Source organism: Marinifilum sp. N1E240, assembly GCF_009295825.1.
GTDB lineage: Bacteria > Bacteroidota > Bacteroidia > Bacteroidales > Marinifilaceae > Marinifilum_A > Marinifilum_A sediminis.
In genome coordinates this window covers 377698-394540 of sequence record NZ_WHKF01000003.1, presented here as the reverse complement: position 1 = coordinate 394540, position 16843 = coordinate 377698, and the positions used below count along the sequence as shown (strand labels likewise).

8 protein-coding genes are annotated in these 16843 nt (G+C 35.1%); 7 read left to right on the top strand and 1 reads right to left on the bottom strand.

The features are described from left to right. Window positions 1-8: 8 nt before the first annotated feature. From GCQ56_RS10635 to GCQ56_RS10610, 6 genes are all read left to right on the top strand, one after another. Window positions 9-1511 (top strand): RagB/SusD family nutrient uptake outer membrane protein, encoded by a 1503-nt coding sequence (locus tag GCQ56_RS10635; protein ID WP_152734442.1) that lies wholly within the window; start codon window positions 9-11, stop codon window positions 1509-1511. 174 nt (window positions 1512-1685) lie between these two features. Continuing rightward, on the top strand, window positions 1686-2327 hold the full coding sequence (locus GCQ56_RS10630; RefSeq protein WP_193323766.1) for a basic secretory protein-like protein: 642 nt from the start codon (window positions 1686-1688) through the stop codon (window positions 2325-2327). A 33-nt stretch (window positions 2328-2360) separates the two neighbouring features. Further along, window positions 2361-4679, top strand: a complete 2319-nt coding sequence (locus GCQ56_RS10625) for a GH92 family glycosyl hydrolase (protein WP_152734440.1) — start codon at window positions 2361-2363, stop codon at window positions 4677-4679. A 75-nt stretch (window positions 4680-4754) separates the two neighbouring features. Next, window positions 4755-7100: a GH92 family glycosyl hydrolase gene (locus tag GCQ56_RS10620; protein ID WP_152734439.1), complete on the top strand. Its 2346-nt coding sequence runs from the start codon at window positions 4755-4757 to the stop codon at window positions 7098-7100. 71 nt (window positions 7101-7171) lie between these two features. Further along, the gene (locus GCQ56_RS10615) at window positions 7172-8251 is read left to right on the top strand and encodes a basic secretory protein-like protein (RefSeq protein ID WP_193323765.1); all 1080 of its coding nucleotides are present in this window, start codon (window positions 7172-7174) and stop codon (window positions 8249-8251) included. A 24-nt stretch (window positions 8252-8275) separates the two neighbouring features. Next, on the top strand, window positions 8276-11206 hold the full coding sequence (locus GCQ56_RS10610; protein WP_152734437.1) for a GH92 family glycosyl hydrolase: 2931 nt from the start codon (window positions 8276-8278) through the stop codon (window positions 11204-11206). 214 nt (window positions 11207-11420) lie between these two features. On the opposite strand, the gene GCQ56_RS10605 is transcribed toward GCQ56_RS10610, so the two are convergent. Then, window positions 11421-14216, bottom strand: a complete 2796-nt coding sequence (locus tag GCQ56_RS10605) for a triple tyrosine motif-containing protein (protein WP_152734436.1) — start codon at window positions 14214-14216, stop codon at window positions 11421-11423. Window positions 14217-14585: 369 nt separating this feature from the next. Between GCQ56_RS10605 and bglX the strand changes: the two genes are divergently transcribed. Further along, on the top strand, window positions 14586-16835 hold the full coding sequence (bglX, locus tag GCQ56_RS10600) for a beta-glucosidase BglX (RefSeq protein ID WP_152734435.1): 2250 nt from the start codon (window positions 14586-14588) through the stop codon (window positions 16833-16835). The last annotated feature ends 8 nt before the right edge of the window (window positions 16836-16843 follow it).

Sequence of the window (16843 nt, the reverse complement as noted above, 5' to 3'; positions counted from 1 at the left end):
CAATAAAAATGATGAAGAATAAAATATATACAGGTATTTCAGTCGTATTCTTATTATTAGGACTAGTGGGGTGTACTAATCTTGATGAAGAAGTATATTCTGAAATAACCACTCAAACTTTTTATAAGTCGGGTGAGGAAGTAACAGCTAATTACTTAAAACCATATACTCGTTTGTATGTAACGACTACTTTGGCTCATTGGATTTGTGGTGAATTAAGTGGTGATTGTGCCGCATGGCCTCAAAAAGGAAAGCATGGATATGATGGGGGGAAATGGCAACAGTTACACTGGCACAATTGGACTCCTGAGCATCACGAAATAAAAGGTGCATGGAATAATACCTATCAGGCAATTGGTTACTGTAATGAGTTTCTGACAAATACAGAAGGAATAGATGTTTCGAATATGCAATTATCTGTTTCATTAGATCAAATGAGAGCTGAAATGCGTGCTATGCGTGCTTACCATTACTATTTATTGATGGATAATTTTAGAAACGTACCTATTGTAACTAAGGTTGGAGAACCTACTTCTCCTGCACCTGTACCAGCTTCTGAAGTTATTGAATTCATAGAGCAGGAGATTACGGAAATTATTGATGATTTGCCTACAAAAGGTGAGCCTTCGGCATATGGACATTTTACCCAGGCTGCAGCACATATGCTGTTAGCAAAAGTTTATTTAAACAGTAAAGTCTATACAGGACAAGATCGTTGGCAAGAATGTATCAATGAAATTGATAAAATTACAGGATATACTTTGGCAGACAAATGGCAAGAACCATTCTTAGCAAGAAATGAAAATTGTGATGAGAATATTTTTGTTATTCCTTTTGAAGAAAACAAAATTGGAGGTTTTTATCACCACGCGTTTATGTTGCATTATAGTCATCAGCAAGGTTTTAATTTGCAATATGGTCCCTGGAATGGAATTGTTGTTCAACCAGATCATTATCGGGTATTTGATGCAGAAGATACTCGTTTGAATCAATTTCTTGTTGGACCTCAATTCGATCAGGATGGTAATCCTTTGTTGGGTGTGGAAGAAGCTAAAGATGAACCTCTGGTTTTAACTGTTGATATTAAAAATATGGCAGAATCAAGAGAAGATGAAGGTGCTAGGAGTGTTAAGTACGAGGTGGTTGTTGGTGAAGCATGGGGACTGAATAATGATTTTGTTATTTGGCGATATACCGATGCTTTAATGATGAAAGCAGAAGCATTGGTTCGTTTAGGTAAAACAGCAGAAGCTTTACCTTTTGTAAACACTATCAGAGAGCGTGCATTTGAAAGTGTAGATCACAACTATAATGGATCTTCATTAACATTAGATGAGTTAATTAATGAACGTGCTCGAGAGTTTTCATTTGAAGGTCACCGACGTCAGGATTTAATCCGTTTCGGTAAGTTTGGCGGAACCTGGTGGGATAAGCAAACATCAGCACAGGATCGTGAGATATTCCCATATCCTCTTTCTGCAACTGATAACAATCCAAATTTAAAAAATTAAATTTTACATCCGAGCTGAATGAATGTTCAGCTCGGATACTTTATCTTTTAATCGCAGATGTTTAAATCAAATGTAATTAGCAAGATTACTCTTGTTATAGTGTTTTCGTGCACTTGTCTGAATTTGTTTTCGCAAATTAATAAAGCTGATTTTAAGGAACCTAGGGTTGATTTTATGAACTTAGATTCAACTTCCAAAGGGACTTTATATGTTGATATTACCAAGAATCCAGAGGATTTAATCAAGAAAACAAGTTTCAAGGTTTGTCAGGTTTTGTATAGAAATGTAGAAGAAATCCCAAATGTAGAAATGGTTAAATATACCGTTTCGGATTATAATGGGATATCTGCTAAAGGCGGTATTCCACCAGTTATTAATATTTCGTTTAGCTCAGGATATTTAGAAAAAAAATACAATGTAACAAATCGAGATACATTGCAGCTTTTGAATGAGATTGTTGGAGTTTTATCTCACGAATTAACTCATGCCTACCAGTGGGATGATGGTGACAGATATAGTGAAATTGGAGGAGTAATTGAAGGAATTGCAGATGCAGTTCGAACTCTTTTAGGCTATAAAGATTACAATTCTAAAAAACCTGGTGGAAGTTATAAGGATGCTTATTCTACTTCTGCATTCTTTTTTGTTTGGATCGAAAGAAATATTCAGAAAGATTTTATTTACAAGTTGAACCAAAGTATGCTTCCTGATGATGGAGTAAAATGGACATGGAAGCAAGTTGAGATTATTACTGGTACTCCGGTAGAAAAACTATGGGAGCAATATCAAAATGAAATGCACTTAGATCTAATTTAAATGTGGATGTATTTTCCTTAAAATGACAATAGAATGAACTTATTACTCAATAAAATCAGCCTTTTAATCCTTGTTTTTCTAACTCTATTTGCTTGTTCTACAAAAACTAAAACAGATACAAGCATACAAAAAGATTATTGCCAATATGTAAACCCTTTGGTTGGAACATTGGGTGAAGGAAATACTTATCCAGGACCACAAGTTCCATTTGGAATGGTTCAACTTAGTCCAGATACAGAAAAGTGGAATTGGGGAGCAGCTTCTGGTTATGAATACTCAGATAGCACTATTTATGGATTCTCAATGACTCATTTGCATGGAACAGGTATCCCTGATATGGGGGATATTCTATTCATGCCTACAGTAGGAAAACTTCATATTAGAAGTGGGGAGAAAGATCTTAGCGAAGAAGGCTATCTTTCAAGTTTTTCACACGATAATGAAATTTCCGAGGTGAATTATTATTCTGTTCTTCTTGATGATTATGATGTAAAAGCTGAACTTACTGCAGCGAATCGTGCAGGACTTATGCGATATACTTTCCCAAAAACAGATAGTGCCCATATTGTATTGGATCTAAGTCATGTATTAAGACACAAAGTAATATGGTCTAATGTTCGAGTTGAAGACGAGGTAACCATTACCGGCATGCACCAGGTAAAAGGATGGGCAAAAGAAAGGTATGTATATTTTGCAGCTAAATTTTCTCGCCCTTTCGATAATACCAGAATTTTCTCGAATGGTAAAGAGGAAAAGTATGATTCCTATAAAACTTACCGATTTAGAAGTAGTATTGAAAGCGCTGGACCAGATATACAATTTGTGGCAGATTACCAAACGAAAGACTCTGAGCAGATTATGGTGAAAGTTGGTATATCTGCAATTAGTACCTCCAATGCAATGGAAAATTTAAATGCAGAAATTCCAAATTGGAATTTTGAAAACATTAAAAACAAAGGAAAAACGCTTTGGAATAAGGAATTGGCAAAATTTGAAGTGGAAGGATCTAAAGAACAAAAAGAAACTTTTTACACTGCAGCTTATCATGCATTTATGTCGCCTACAAATTATTTTGATGTTGACAGAACCTATCGAGGCTTAGATCAAAATATTCATACTGCGGAAGATTTTGATAACTATACGGTTTTCTCTTTGTGGGATACATATAGAGCAACACACCCTTTATTTTGTTTAACTCAGGCAGATAGAAACGCAAATATGATTCAATCGATGTTGAAACATTATGAGCAAAGTCCGGATAACTTATTACCAATTTGGTCATTTTGGAACAACGAAACCTGGTGTATGATTGGTTATCATGCAGTTCCTGTGATTGTAGATGCTTACTTTAAGGGTGTACAGGGTATTGATTGGGAACTGGCTTATCAAGCTTGTATTCATTCAGCTACACACCCCGAGTATGATGCAACTCAAGAATATGAGAATTTAGGATACGTTCCTTATGATCTTGAGAACGAATCGGTATCAAAGACATTGGAATATGCTTACGACGACTATTGCATTGCGCGTATGGCAAAGGCAATGGGAAAAATAGAAGATTATCATAGATTCTCAAAAAGAGCAATGGCATATCAAAATCTATTCGATTCTGAAATTGGTTGGATGAGACCTAAGGATAGTAAAGGTGAGTGGTTGCCGGATTTTGAGCCTCACTTTTTTAAGCACATGGGAGCTTTTACTGAAGGAACCACTTGGCAGTATACCTGGACAGTTCCACATGATGTTCAGGGATTAATAAATCTTTATGGAGGGAACGAGAATTTTACGAATAAGTTAGATGCTGTTTTTGCAAATAAAAAAGGCAAAGATTACCTGGGTGTAGATGATATTCATGGAAGAATAGGTGATTATTGGCATGGTAACGAACCAAGTCACCATATTAGTTATTTGTATTCTTATGCTGGACAGGCATGGAAAACTCAGGAGTTGACACGTAAGATTATTGAAACGCAATATGGTAACCAGCCAGGTTCTCTATGTGGAAATGATGATTGTGGGCAGATGTCGGCATGGTATATTTTTAATGCAATGGGATTTTATCCAGTTTGTCCAGGTAGCGATCAATATGTCCTTACATCACCTGCCGTTCCATATGTTAAAATGAATATGAGTAATGGCAATTCTCTTGAAGTTATTGCAAAAAATTATTCAAAAGAAAATGTTTACATCCAATCTGTTAAAATTAATGGTGTCGATTGGAATAAAAGTTGGTTCAATTATACGGACATAGTGAATGGAGGGACAATCGAGTTTGTCTTAGGAGATGTTATTAATAAAGGCTTTGCATCAACTGATTCGACTCGTCCTCCTTCTTTTTCAGATATTAATTAAAAAATGAAAATTTAATTTGCTATAGATAAAAATCACTTAATTTTAGTTGTTAGCAAATCATTAAAATACAGACATATGAGATCTTTAATTTTTGCCTTTTATACTTGTTGTTGTAGCATTGTTTTTGCCTCTGCAGGTTTTGCTCAGGAGAAAGACCTGACTCAATATGTAGATCCGTTTATTGGAACAGAAGAAATGGGACATACTTTTCCTGGGGCATGTGCTCCATTTGGAATGGTTCAGTTAAGCCCGGATACAGATAGTGTGCAATTTATGCATGAGGGAAAGTACAATAAAGAAGTTTATCGGTATTGTGCCGGATATCAATACAAAGATAAATCTATTGTCGGATTTAGTCATACTCACTTAAGCGGAACAGGACATTCTGATTTGGGAGATTTTTTAATCATGCCAACTGTGGGGAAAGTACATTACAATCCGGGTACAATTGACGACACTTCTAAAGGGTATCGTTCAATGTTCCGAAAAGAAACGGAAAAAGCAGAACCCGGATATTACACTGTTGAATTGGACGACTACAAGGTGAAAGCGGAACTAACAGCTACACAACGTGTAGGTTTTCATCAGTATACTTTTCCATCTTCTGATGAGTCTCATATTGTTTTAGATCTAACTCATGGTATTTATAATTATGATGGTAAGGTATTATGGTCGACTATTCGTGTGGAAAATGATACATTAGTAACTGGTTATAGAATTACACGAGGTTGGGCAAGATCTAACTATCAGTACTTTGCTATGAGTTTTTCCAAGCCTATCGAAAGTTATGCCTGTAAAAATAATGAAAAGGTTGTTTATAATGGCTTTTGGCGCAAGTTCGATGAAACAAAGAACTTTCCTGAAATGGCAGGAAAGGCTTTAACTGCTAACTTTAATTTTACTACGAAAGAGAAGGAGAAAATTAAAGTGAAATTTGCTCTTTCGGCTGTGAGTACCGAAGGTGCTTTGAAAAATCTGAAAGCCGAAGTTCCTCACTTTAATTTCGAGCAGATACGACAAGAAACAAAAGCAAAGTGGAACAAGGAGTTAAACAGAATTAAAATAGCTGCATCAGAAGAGAAAAAAACAACCTTTTATACCTCTATGTATCATTCATTCATCAATCCAATCGAATATATGGATGTAGATGGAAAGTACAGAGGTTTGGATCATAATATTCATCAGGCAGAAGGTTTTACAAACTATACAGTTTTCTCACTTTGGGATACTTATCGTGCGCAGCACCCTTTACTCTCTCTTATTCAGCCTAAAAGATCTGCCGATATGATCAATTCCATGTTGGCACATTACGAGCAAAGCGTTCACAAAATCTTACCAATTTGGAGTCATTTTGGCAATGAAAACTGGTGCATGATTGGATATCACGCAGTGCCAGTAATTGCGGATGCTTTGGTTAACGGATTGGAAGGAGTCGATAAAGAAAAGGCTTTGGAGGCTTGCATTGCCAGTGCCAATTACGAAAAGTATGACGGAATAGGCGATTATTTGAAATATGCTTATGTGCCATACGAAACAAGCAATGTAGGAGCTTCTATTACTTTAGAGTATTCTTACGATGACTGGACTATAGCTCAATTGGCTAAAAGCATGGGAAAATCAGATTTGGAAAAAGAATATTTGAAACGATCGGAGAATTGGAGAAATCTATTCGATGATAAAACAGGTTACGTAAGAGCAAAATATAAAAATGGCGAGTGGGTATCACCGTTTGATCCGCTAGATACGCATGCAGCTGGTTTTATTGAAGGAAATTCATGGAACTACTCTTTGTATGTTCCACAGAATGTTAGTGGTTTGGTTAGTAATATGGGTGGTGAAGAGCGATTTTCAGAACATTTGGATTCGCTTTTTACCATGCATATTCCTGATAAATATTTTGCTCATAATGAAGATATTACTCGAGAGGGAATTATGGGTGGATATGTTCATGGAAATGAACCAAGTCATCATGTTGCATATATGTATAACTGGGCAAATAAACCATGGAAAACTCAGGAACGCATCAATCAAATAATGACTACCAAATATTTGAACAAGCCAGATGGTCTGTGCGGAAATGATGATTGTGGACAAATGTCTGCATGGTATATTTTTTCCTCTTTAGGATTTTATCCAGTCTGTCCAGGTTCTGGTCAGTATGCAATTGGAACACCATCAATTAACAAAGCAGTTCTTAATTTGGAGAATGGAAAGACGTTTACAATTAAGACAGAAAACTACTCAGCTAAAAACACCTACATTAAATCAGTAATGATAAATGGTGAAAAATGGAATAAAAGTTTCATAAATCATAGCGACATTGTAAATGGTGGTGAACTGATATTTAAGATGAGTAAATACCCAAATAAAAAGTGGGCAACAGGGCCTGAATCAAAGCCAAAATCTACTACCCATAATTAGATCAATAAAAGACCTGGTCAATGATCAGGTCTTTTATCGTCACCATTTCTACCACTTTAAATAATTATAACATGAAGCTTATAAATAAAGGAATACTGTTAATATTCTTAACACAGATTTTCATATGCAGTTGCAGTAAAGATGAGAAATTTGATATCTCGAAATTAGAAACCGAAATAAATGCTGATTTTTCGGCAGATAAAGAAGTTGTGTACTTAAACGATCTGGTACAATTCACAAATTCATCAAAGGGAGCTACTTCTTATATTTGGACATTTGAAGGAGGAAATCCCGAGTCAAGCACCGAAGAAAATCCTGTTGTACGATTTGCTCACAAAGGAAAATATAAAGTTAGTCTTAAAGCATTTAATGATAAAGATGAAACTAATGAAGTAGTTAAAAGCGATTACATTACAGTATATTCAAAGGAAAGTTGGAGTCAATTTGTTTATCCAACTATTGATTTTAAGAATACAAGTTTAAGTGGTAATGGAGCATTATATGCTCAATTGGTTCCAAAGCCTGAAGAATTGATTCGATCAGTATGTTTTGATGTATGTAACTGGTTGTTTATGGATGTGGAAGAAATTGATGTATTGGATAAAATTACTTATACAATTGAGGATACAGATGGTATCTCAGCCAAAGGCGGACAACCTCCTCATATTAGTATCTTTTTTAGTTCGAGATATTTAGAAACCAAACAAAAAGAAGGTTTATCAGATGAAGAATTACTGAAAGAAATTAAAGGCGTCTTGTTTCATGAAATTACTCATGGATATCAATATTCTCCATTAGGAGCAGGATCATATGAAAGCGGTACCGATTTTTATGGTTTTATTGAAGGAATGGCAGATTATGTACGATATGTGAGTGGTTATTTTACTACTGAAAGTCGTAGTATTGGAGGCAATTGGAAAGATGGATACAGGACTTCAGGTTTCTTTATAGATTGGTTGCACTCCAAAGATTCTAATTTTTTGCACAAGTTTAATCAAACGGCGAAAACAATCAATCCATGGTCTTGGGAGGCAGCAACTCAGGAAATATTACAAGTTTCCGTTTCTTCTCTTTGGCAAGAATATCAAAATGACTTGAAAAGTGGAAAGATTGATCAAATTGATCAGCAGTTGAAAGAACAAAGAAATTAAGGTTAACTAATTTCAGAATTACATATGAAAGCGAGATATATAATAGTATTTCTTACGATTCTAATAACGATTTCTTCGTGTTATGAATCTAAAGATAATGCGCAGTACGTTGATCCATTTATAGGAACAGGAGCTCATGGTCATACTTATCCGGGAGCACAAGTGCCATTTGGAATGGTGCAATTAAGCCCAGATACCCGCAATGACGAATCGTGGGATGGATGCGGAGGTTATCATTATTCCGATTCATCCATTATAGGTTTTAGCCATACACATTTATCTGGAACTGGTGTGTCAGATTATGGAGATGTTCTATTGATGCCAATTACAGGAAAAGTAAATCTTAATTCAGGTACAAGTAAAAATCCTGACACAGGTTATCGCTCGCGATTTTCTCATGACTCGGAAAGAGCAGAACCTGGATATTATTCTGTTTATTTGGATGATTACAAGGTGAAAGTGGAATTAACCTCTGGAAACAGACTAGGATATCACAAATATACTTTTGATGAAGCAGGTCAAGTTAAGCTATTATTGGATTTAATTCACCGTGATCCGGTTATTGAATCTGAAATCAGAATTGTAGATAATATTCGAATTGAGGGGAAAAGAAGATCTAAATATTGGGCTGGCGATCAGCAATTGTTTTTTGCAATGGAAATTTCTAAACCTTTTGATTCGGTTAAAATTTTCGAAAATAAAAAGGAAATTGTAGCAAAGAAGCAAGCCGAAGGAACTCAACTTCAAACTATAGCATTTATTAATGTTCTTGAAGGTGAACCTATAGAAATTAAAGTTGCTCTATCGAATGTTAGTATCGAAGGAGCACGTAAAAATTTAGAAACGGAAGCAAAAGGAATTGATTTTGAAAAGGCAAGAATTTTTGCAAAAGAGAGATGGAGTAAAAGCTTGGGGAAAATTGAGGTTGAAGGTGGGAGCATTGAGGAAAAACGCAATTTCTATACTGCACTTTATCACACTTTATTAACACCGAATGTTTCGCAGGATGTTGATGGTTTGTATAGAGGTATGGATGGAAAAGTTCATAAGGCAGAGGGTTTTACGAATTACACAGTTTTTTCTTTATGGGATACTTTTAGAGCATTACACCCATTACTAACCATTATCGAGCCAGAGCGATCTGGTGATTTTGCACAATGTTTGGTACAAAAGAGTAAAGAGTTTGGTGAATACCCAATGTGGGAATTGGCTTCTAACGATACACGTTGTATGATTGGTTATCATGCCGTTTCCTTAATTGCAGATGCTTATGCAAAAGGGATTACAAATTTTAATTTGGAGGATGCTTACATTGAAATGGAGCGTACGGCAATGCTCGATAAAAGGGGATTAAAAGCTTACAGAACTTTAGGATATGTTCCCTCGAATAAAAGTAGTCAGGCTGTTTCCAAGACATTGGAATATGCCTATAACGATTGGTGTATCGCACAAGTTGCAAAAGCTTTAAATAAGAAGGATAGATATAATTACTATATGAATCGTGCAAGCAATTATCGTAATATTTACGATTTAGGTGTTGGTTTCATGCGCGGAAAAACCGATAATCATACTTGGGTTAAAGATTTTGATCCAACTGCTGTAGGTTACAATTATACTGAAGGAAATTCTTATCAATATAGCTTATTTGTTCCTCATGATATTCCAGGTGTAACCGAATTATTAGAAGGGAAAAAAGAATTGGAAAATTGGTTAGATAATCTTTTTACAACTGAAATGAAACATGAATTGGGAGATGATACCGATGTAAGTGGTTTAATCGGACAGTATGCACATGGCAATGAACCAAGTCACCATATGGCTTATCTGTATAATTATTCAGGAGCAGCATGGAAAACTCAACAAATGGTTCGTAAAATAATGTCGACACAATATCATGATACTCCAGATGGGCTTTGTGGTAATGAAGATTGTGGTCAGATGTCTGCCTGGTATGTTCTAAGTGCTATGGGATTTTATTCTGATTGCCCGGGTAAAGCTGTTTATTCAATTGGTTCTCCAATATTCTCAAATGTTAAAATCCATTTGGATAATGGAAAAACTTTTACTCTTGCGGCAAATAACAATAGTGAGGCAAACAAGTACATACAATCGGCTATGCTGAATGGAAAACCTTTAAACAAAAGTTCATTATTGCATGCTGATATTATAAATGGTAGTAGTCTTGTGTTGGAAATGGGAAGTGCTCCAAATAAAGAATGGGCAGTAAACATTGACTTAAAAAAAGAATATAATGCAGCTCCAATAGCATACCTAACAGAATCATCAGATGTATTTATTGAGAGATTTTTGGTCGATATTAAAAGCGATAACCCTGATGTGAAAATCTATTATACACTTGATGGAAGTGAACCAAACAAAGAAGGTAATCAGTTTCTAAAACCTTTTGAAATCGATAAAAGTGTAGATTTAAGTTTTCGAACATATAAAGAAGCTTGTGAACCCGGAATTGTTGTAAAGCGTAATTTGACAAAGCAAAAGGCATTAGCTTATACCCTTAGTGCTGTAAAAAGTGGATTGCGGTATTCTTATTTTGAGGGAATTTATCGTTCAGTTTATGATTATGAACTAGATATCCCTGCTAAAACTGGAATAGTTGCAATTCCGACTCTTGATATTTGTGATCGAATGGAATGGATTGGAATTGATTTTAAAGGATTGATTGATATTCCAAAATCAGGAGAATATACTTTTTATATGTCTTCAAACGATGGGTGTAAGTTGAGTATTGACGGGGAAGAATTGTTTGAAAGTGATGGAAGAAAGTCTGTTTCGTTTGGTCAGCAAGCGAGTTTGCAGCTAGAGAAAGGATTGCATCAAATACGGATGGGATTCTATCAATGTTCAGATAATATTGATTTGGTCGTTGAGTGGGAAGGTCCTGGTGTTGAACGACAAAAAATTCCGAAGAGAGTATTTAAACACATAGATTATTAATCCTGAATAATTTAAAAAAAGTGCCTGATTCATATGAATTATGCACTTTTTTATCTTAGGAGCTACCAGGATTTATAGCTTAATAGTAAGTGCTCAAACTAAATAGATTTTTAGTCATTTGAAGTATGAAACAATTCATATTTTATAATTTGAATAGAACTGTTTTAAGTATAAGATTTAATGGGGAATTGATTAATGAATTGGAATTGTTTTTTCAGTATTTAAGCAAAAAGTGTAATAGACTGGTTTCAGGATCTAAATCAAGTTTTTTTCTTAATCTATATCGACTTACTTCTACACTACGATGAGCAATGTTGAGATAAGTTGCAATTTCTTTAGAACTTAAATTCATTTTTAGGAGTGCACAAAGTCGCAAATCGGTTGTGGTAAGCTTTGGGAAATCTTGTTTTAATTTGTCATAGAATCTGTTTTGGGAGGCCATAAAATATTGCTCAAAGTTCGACCGATCTTTTTCGCTATTCACCATTTGCAACTCGATGGTTTCAAGTATTTTTTTATAGTTTTTTTGAGGGAATCTTCCTCTTAAATCTGCATATGCTTTTGTTAGTTCATTTTTAATGGCTCCAATTGCTTCATCTCTTTTAAGAATCTCATTAGTGGATATGGTCAATTTGTTTTCCAGATTTTCAAGTTCCTTTCTTTTTACCTCTTCTTTAAGTACCTCTACCAAATGTTCTTTTTTCTTTAATTGTTTGTTATGTTTTACCTTAATTTTGCTTGTTCTTTTCTTGTAGGTTGCAACGGATATTAAGGTTATTGATAGAACAATTAGGACTAATCCAATTGGAATATAGGTGTAAGACAGTAATAATGGTAAAACGGTGAATCGATAGCTAATTTCATCTGAGTATTCACCCGATTCGTTCATAAATCGTATATACAGTTTATAGTTACCCGTTTCTAATTGTTGAAAACTAAGTGTGTTGCCCTGCTTTAAATCTATCCATTGGTTTTGTTCAGGTGTTAGTTTGTACTGAAATATCGGTTTATAGGTTTTTATAAATTTTGTGTTGAATGAGAAGGTGATATTGCTTCTGTTCTTTTTAAGGTTAATTTTTGATTTAGGTTGAAGTGGTAATAAGACAGGATTTTTATAAGGTGATTGTTGAATTTCAACTTTGGTGAAGAACAATTCATCTTTTATTTCACTTCGATGATAATCCTTATTAATCATTGCAAATCCATTATCGAGGCAGAAATAAGTATTGCTACCACCAGTTGTTAAGCTTTGGAACTTATCCGTTAAGCTAAAATGCTCTTCGATAGTATAATTTTGCTTAATATATACACTGTCGATATCACTTTTAATCAAGGAGATTTTTCTGTCACCCACTACCCATAAATGGTTATTATCATCCGACATGATATTATTGATTCTTTCAGAAGGAGACAATATTCGGTTTAGTTTTGCAAATGGTACTATTTTGTTGTGTATGTGATCAAATGTATATAAACCATTATCTGTTGAAATTACAATGTGCTGATTTGCATTAAAAATATCTAAATGATAGTTGCTTGGTAATCCATCTTTAATTCCAAAAGATTTTGAGGATAGGATTTTTTTAAATGATTCGTCGAGCTTAAGTCGAGTCAATCCTTTCACTTCATGACTTAACCAAACAAAATCATAATTGTCAATTTCGATTAAGCGACAAGTGCCTGAAAAACCTTCAATGCTATGTTTAAACTGCCATTTGTTGTTGTTCAGTAGAAATACATACAAGTCATTATAAGTTGAAGCTATTAGATATTTTTTTTCCTTGTGTCTGGTTAACGAGAAATCAGTTACTCCTGATTTGCCAGATATACTAATTGCTTTATTATTCCTGATTACATATAATCCATTGTTACTACCACAGAGCAATTCACCTTCGATTACATCCAGTTTCCAAATGTGTTCATTAAATTCGGGCATTAATTTAAGATCGCTAAAATTTAAATGTTTAGCACTTTCGGCTTTGGCGTAAAGTAAGCCAGTGTTAGTGGCCAAATAGCAATAACCTTGATGTTCGATAACTGAGTAAATAGAATAGGGAATGTTCTTTTTATCGACCCGATAATGTAGAGGAGAGTTGATAATTATATGGGCTATTCCATTATCAAGACCTAACCATAGATTCTCTTGGTGATCTTTGGTGATGCTAAGTACTGTATTGTTTTCGAGACCATTGTGTTGGTTGATTTGGTATAAAATATTCCCATTATTATCAAGCATGAATAAACCACCGGAGATTGAACCAATTGCATAGTTTCCATTTTTTAGCCTAACACCACAGTTAATATTTTGAGTTTTTAATAAATCATTTGATGTCGGATTCCATTCTTTTAGCTTTTTGTCCTTTAAAAGATATAGACCATGTTCTGCACTTCCAACAATTACTCCATCCTGATGATCAAGATAAAAGCGCAATGTTGAACTGCTTATTGAGTCCTTTAAATTGAGTGCATCAAATGATTCATTTTGAATCTTGATAATTCCCAATCCGCCCGATTTGGAATATATTTTTTCATTGACCTTTCCTAAAAACAGTAAAGCTCCGTGGTGTGTAATTAGTTTACTTTTGTTCGAAGATTCATTGTAGGAAAGTATGGCAGAAAAAGACTGAAAATACACAATGGAATCTTGTTTGGTAATTGACCAGAAGCTATTGTCAGTCAAATATTCCTGTTTAATTTTATCTCTCAGGCTAGTGTAGCCAAGATTTCCATAAATGTCTCTTTCCCAATAGCCAACTTCCTCGTAGTGTCCCGAATAGATTCGATCATTTTCGGCGTCGTAATAAAGTGATCTTGTATTAACTGTATTAGGGTGCTTGTGCATTTTCCAGTTGAATCCATCATATTCCAGTAGTCCATCATTATTGCCAAAGTATATGTTACCCTTCTTATCGGAAACAACACTCCAATTCTGACTTTTGGAATGGTATTCATTTCTAGGGTAATAGATAATTACGGGACTGTAATCTTTAGCAAGGCTTAATATCGGCATCAGGAGATACAGGAGAAAGATTAGGATTTTATTGGAAGATTTATAGCTCAAAATATTGAGAATTGAATTTCATGAATAAGGAATTGGACGTAAAATTTTAGCATCCCATAGTTTTACAAGCGAGTCAAATATAAAATATTCATATAATAGCGACAAGTAATTTTGATATTAAATTAGAAAATATCTCAAATGTGTTTTTTGTAAGTGGTTGAAAATAAATAATAATGTGATATGTGTTGTAGTGTTGTAGTGGTGCTTGTAGGAGGTGTATGGTTCGTGTGTCAGGGATTCTTTGGCTACCAATTACATCGGCTTTATTTTTACTAAAAATTATTTCAGGCAGCTGAAATTTACTAACCCAAACCAACTATGAATAAACCTTACTGCATAATATTGCTTTTACTAATAAGCTTTAGTACTTATTCTCAAAATTCTAAAGGGGATGCTGATTTTCTTGATTCTCTTTTACAAGAAATGACACTACTGGAAAAGATTGGTCAATTGAACTTATCAGGTGGAGCAGCAGGAATACCAGTAATAGGAAAAGGCGACGCTCGTGAAGATTACATCAGACAAGGCTTAATAGGTTGCTCAGGTGGAATTAAAAGTCAGCGTATTGCAGTTAATGAATCTCGCTTGGGAATTCCGCTTATAGCAGGAAGAGATATCATACACGGACATACTACAATTTTCCCTATTCCATTAGCAAGTGCATGTTCCTGGAACTTACCATTGATTGAGAAAAGTGCCAGAATTGCAGCAATTGAATCAACTGTAAGTGGAACCTGCTGGAATTATTCACCTATGGTAGATATAAGCAGAGATCCACGATGGGGACGTATTGCTGAATGTGCTGGTGAAGATCCATGGTATGGAGCACAAATTGCAAAGGCTATGGTAAGAGGTTATCAGGGTGATGATCTTTCTGCATCAAATACAATGATGGCATGTATGAAGCATTTTGCTTTGTATGGTGCTTCGGAAGCAGGTCGCGATTACAACACTGTTGACATGAGTCGGGTGAGTATGTTTAATGAATATATGTTACCCTATAAAGCAGCTGTTGACGCAGGTGTTGGTTCGGTGATGACATCATTCAATTTGGTGGAGGGAATTCCAGCAACGGGAAATTCATGGTTAATGAACGACCTATTGAGAGATAGGTGGAACTTTGATGGGTTTGTTGTTACTGATTATACTGCAATTAATGAAATGATACACCATGGTATTGGCGATTTGACTATGGTAGTAAAAAAGGCATTAAAAGCCGGTGTAGATATGGATATGGTTGGAGAGGGTTACATGAAAGAAATTCCAAAGCTTTTGGAAAAGAATCAGGTTACAATCGACCAGGTAAATATAGCTTGTAGAAGAATATTGGAAGCCAAACAAAAATTAGGCTTGTTCAATGATCCTTTTAAGTATTTCCAGCCGGAATTGGCAAAAAAAGTTGTATTATGTCAGGCACATTTGGATGCTTCTTTGGAACTCGCTCAACAATCGATTGTGTTGTTGAAAAATCAGAATGAAATACTTCCATTAAAGAAACGTGGAACCATTGGGGTGATTGGTCCTCTTGCATTTACCAAAAGTGATTTACTTGGCATGTGGTGTGCCCACAATGAAACCGATCACCTAAAAACAATTTATACAGCGATAAAGGAAGCAGCTGCTGGCAAAGCAAAGGTATTAGGTGCTGAAGGAACTTTATTTACTACCGATGAATATTTGCTCAATCGAAATAAAGAAGAAAAGGATCACATTAATATAGATACTCAGCAGCTGGAAAAGATGAAAAAGGAAGCTTTGCAGGTTGCCGATAAATCCGACGTTATCCTTGCTGTTATGGGCGAATCTCGCGATTGGAGTGGAGAAGCTGCCAGTCGCGCTGATATCTCTCTTCCAGAATGTCAACAAGATTTATTAAAAGACTTATTGGCTTTAAATAAGCCAGTAGTACTGGTGCTTGCCAACGGACGTCCTTTGGCATTGAAATGGGAAAATGATAATGTGGATGCTATTGTAGAGGCATGGCACGGAGGAACCAGAGCAGCAGAAGCATTAGCTGATGTATTGTTTGGAGAGGTGAATCCTTCTGCTAAACTTACTGTTTCATTTCCAGTTTCGGTGGGACAAATTCCGGTCTATTACAATCAGAAAAGAACAGGTAGACCGTATGATGAGACTTACAAATTCACTTCCAAATATCTGGATATTCCTAACGAACCTTTATTTCCTTTCGGATATGGTTTAAGTTATACACGGTTTGAGTATGGAACTATACAAATTGATAAAAAGAATGTGATTCCAGGTGAATTGCTAACAGTTTCTGTAGAACTTAAAAATACAGGAGATGTTGATGGAGTCGAGGTAGTACAGCTTTATATCAATGATCCGGTAGCAGAGATATCCAGACCAGTTAAAGAATTAAAAAACTTCCAAAAAGTCAATCTAAAGGCTGGAGAGTCGAAAGTGTTACATTTTGTAATTACAACAGATGATCTGAAGTATTATCACTCTGATTTAAGTTACGATTATGATTTTGGAAAGTTCAATATATACGTAGGTGGCAATTCAAGAGATGTGCAAGAAATAAGCTTTGAATTGAAAGGTAGATAATTGTATAA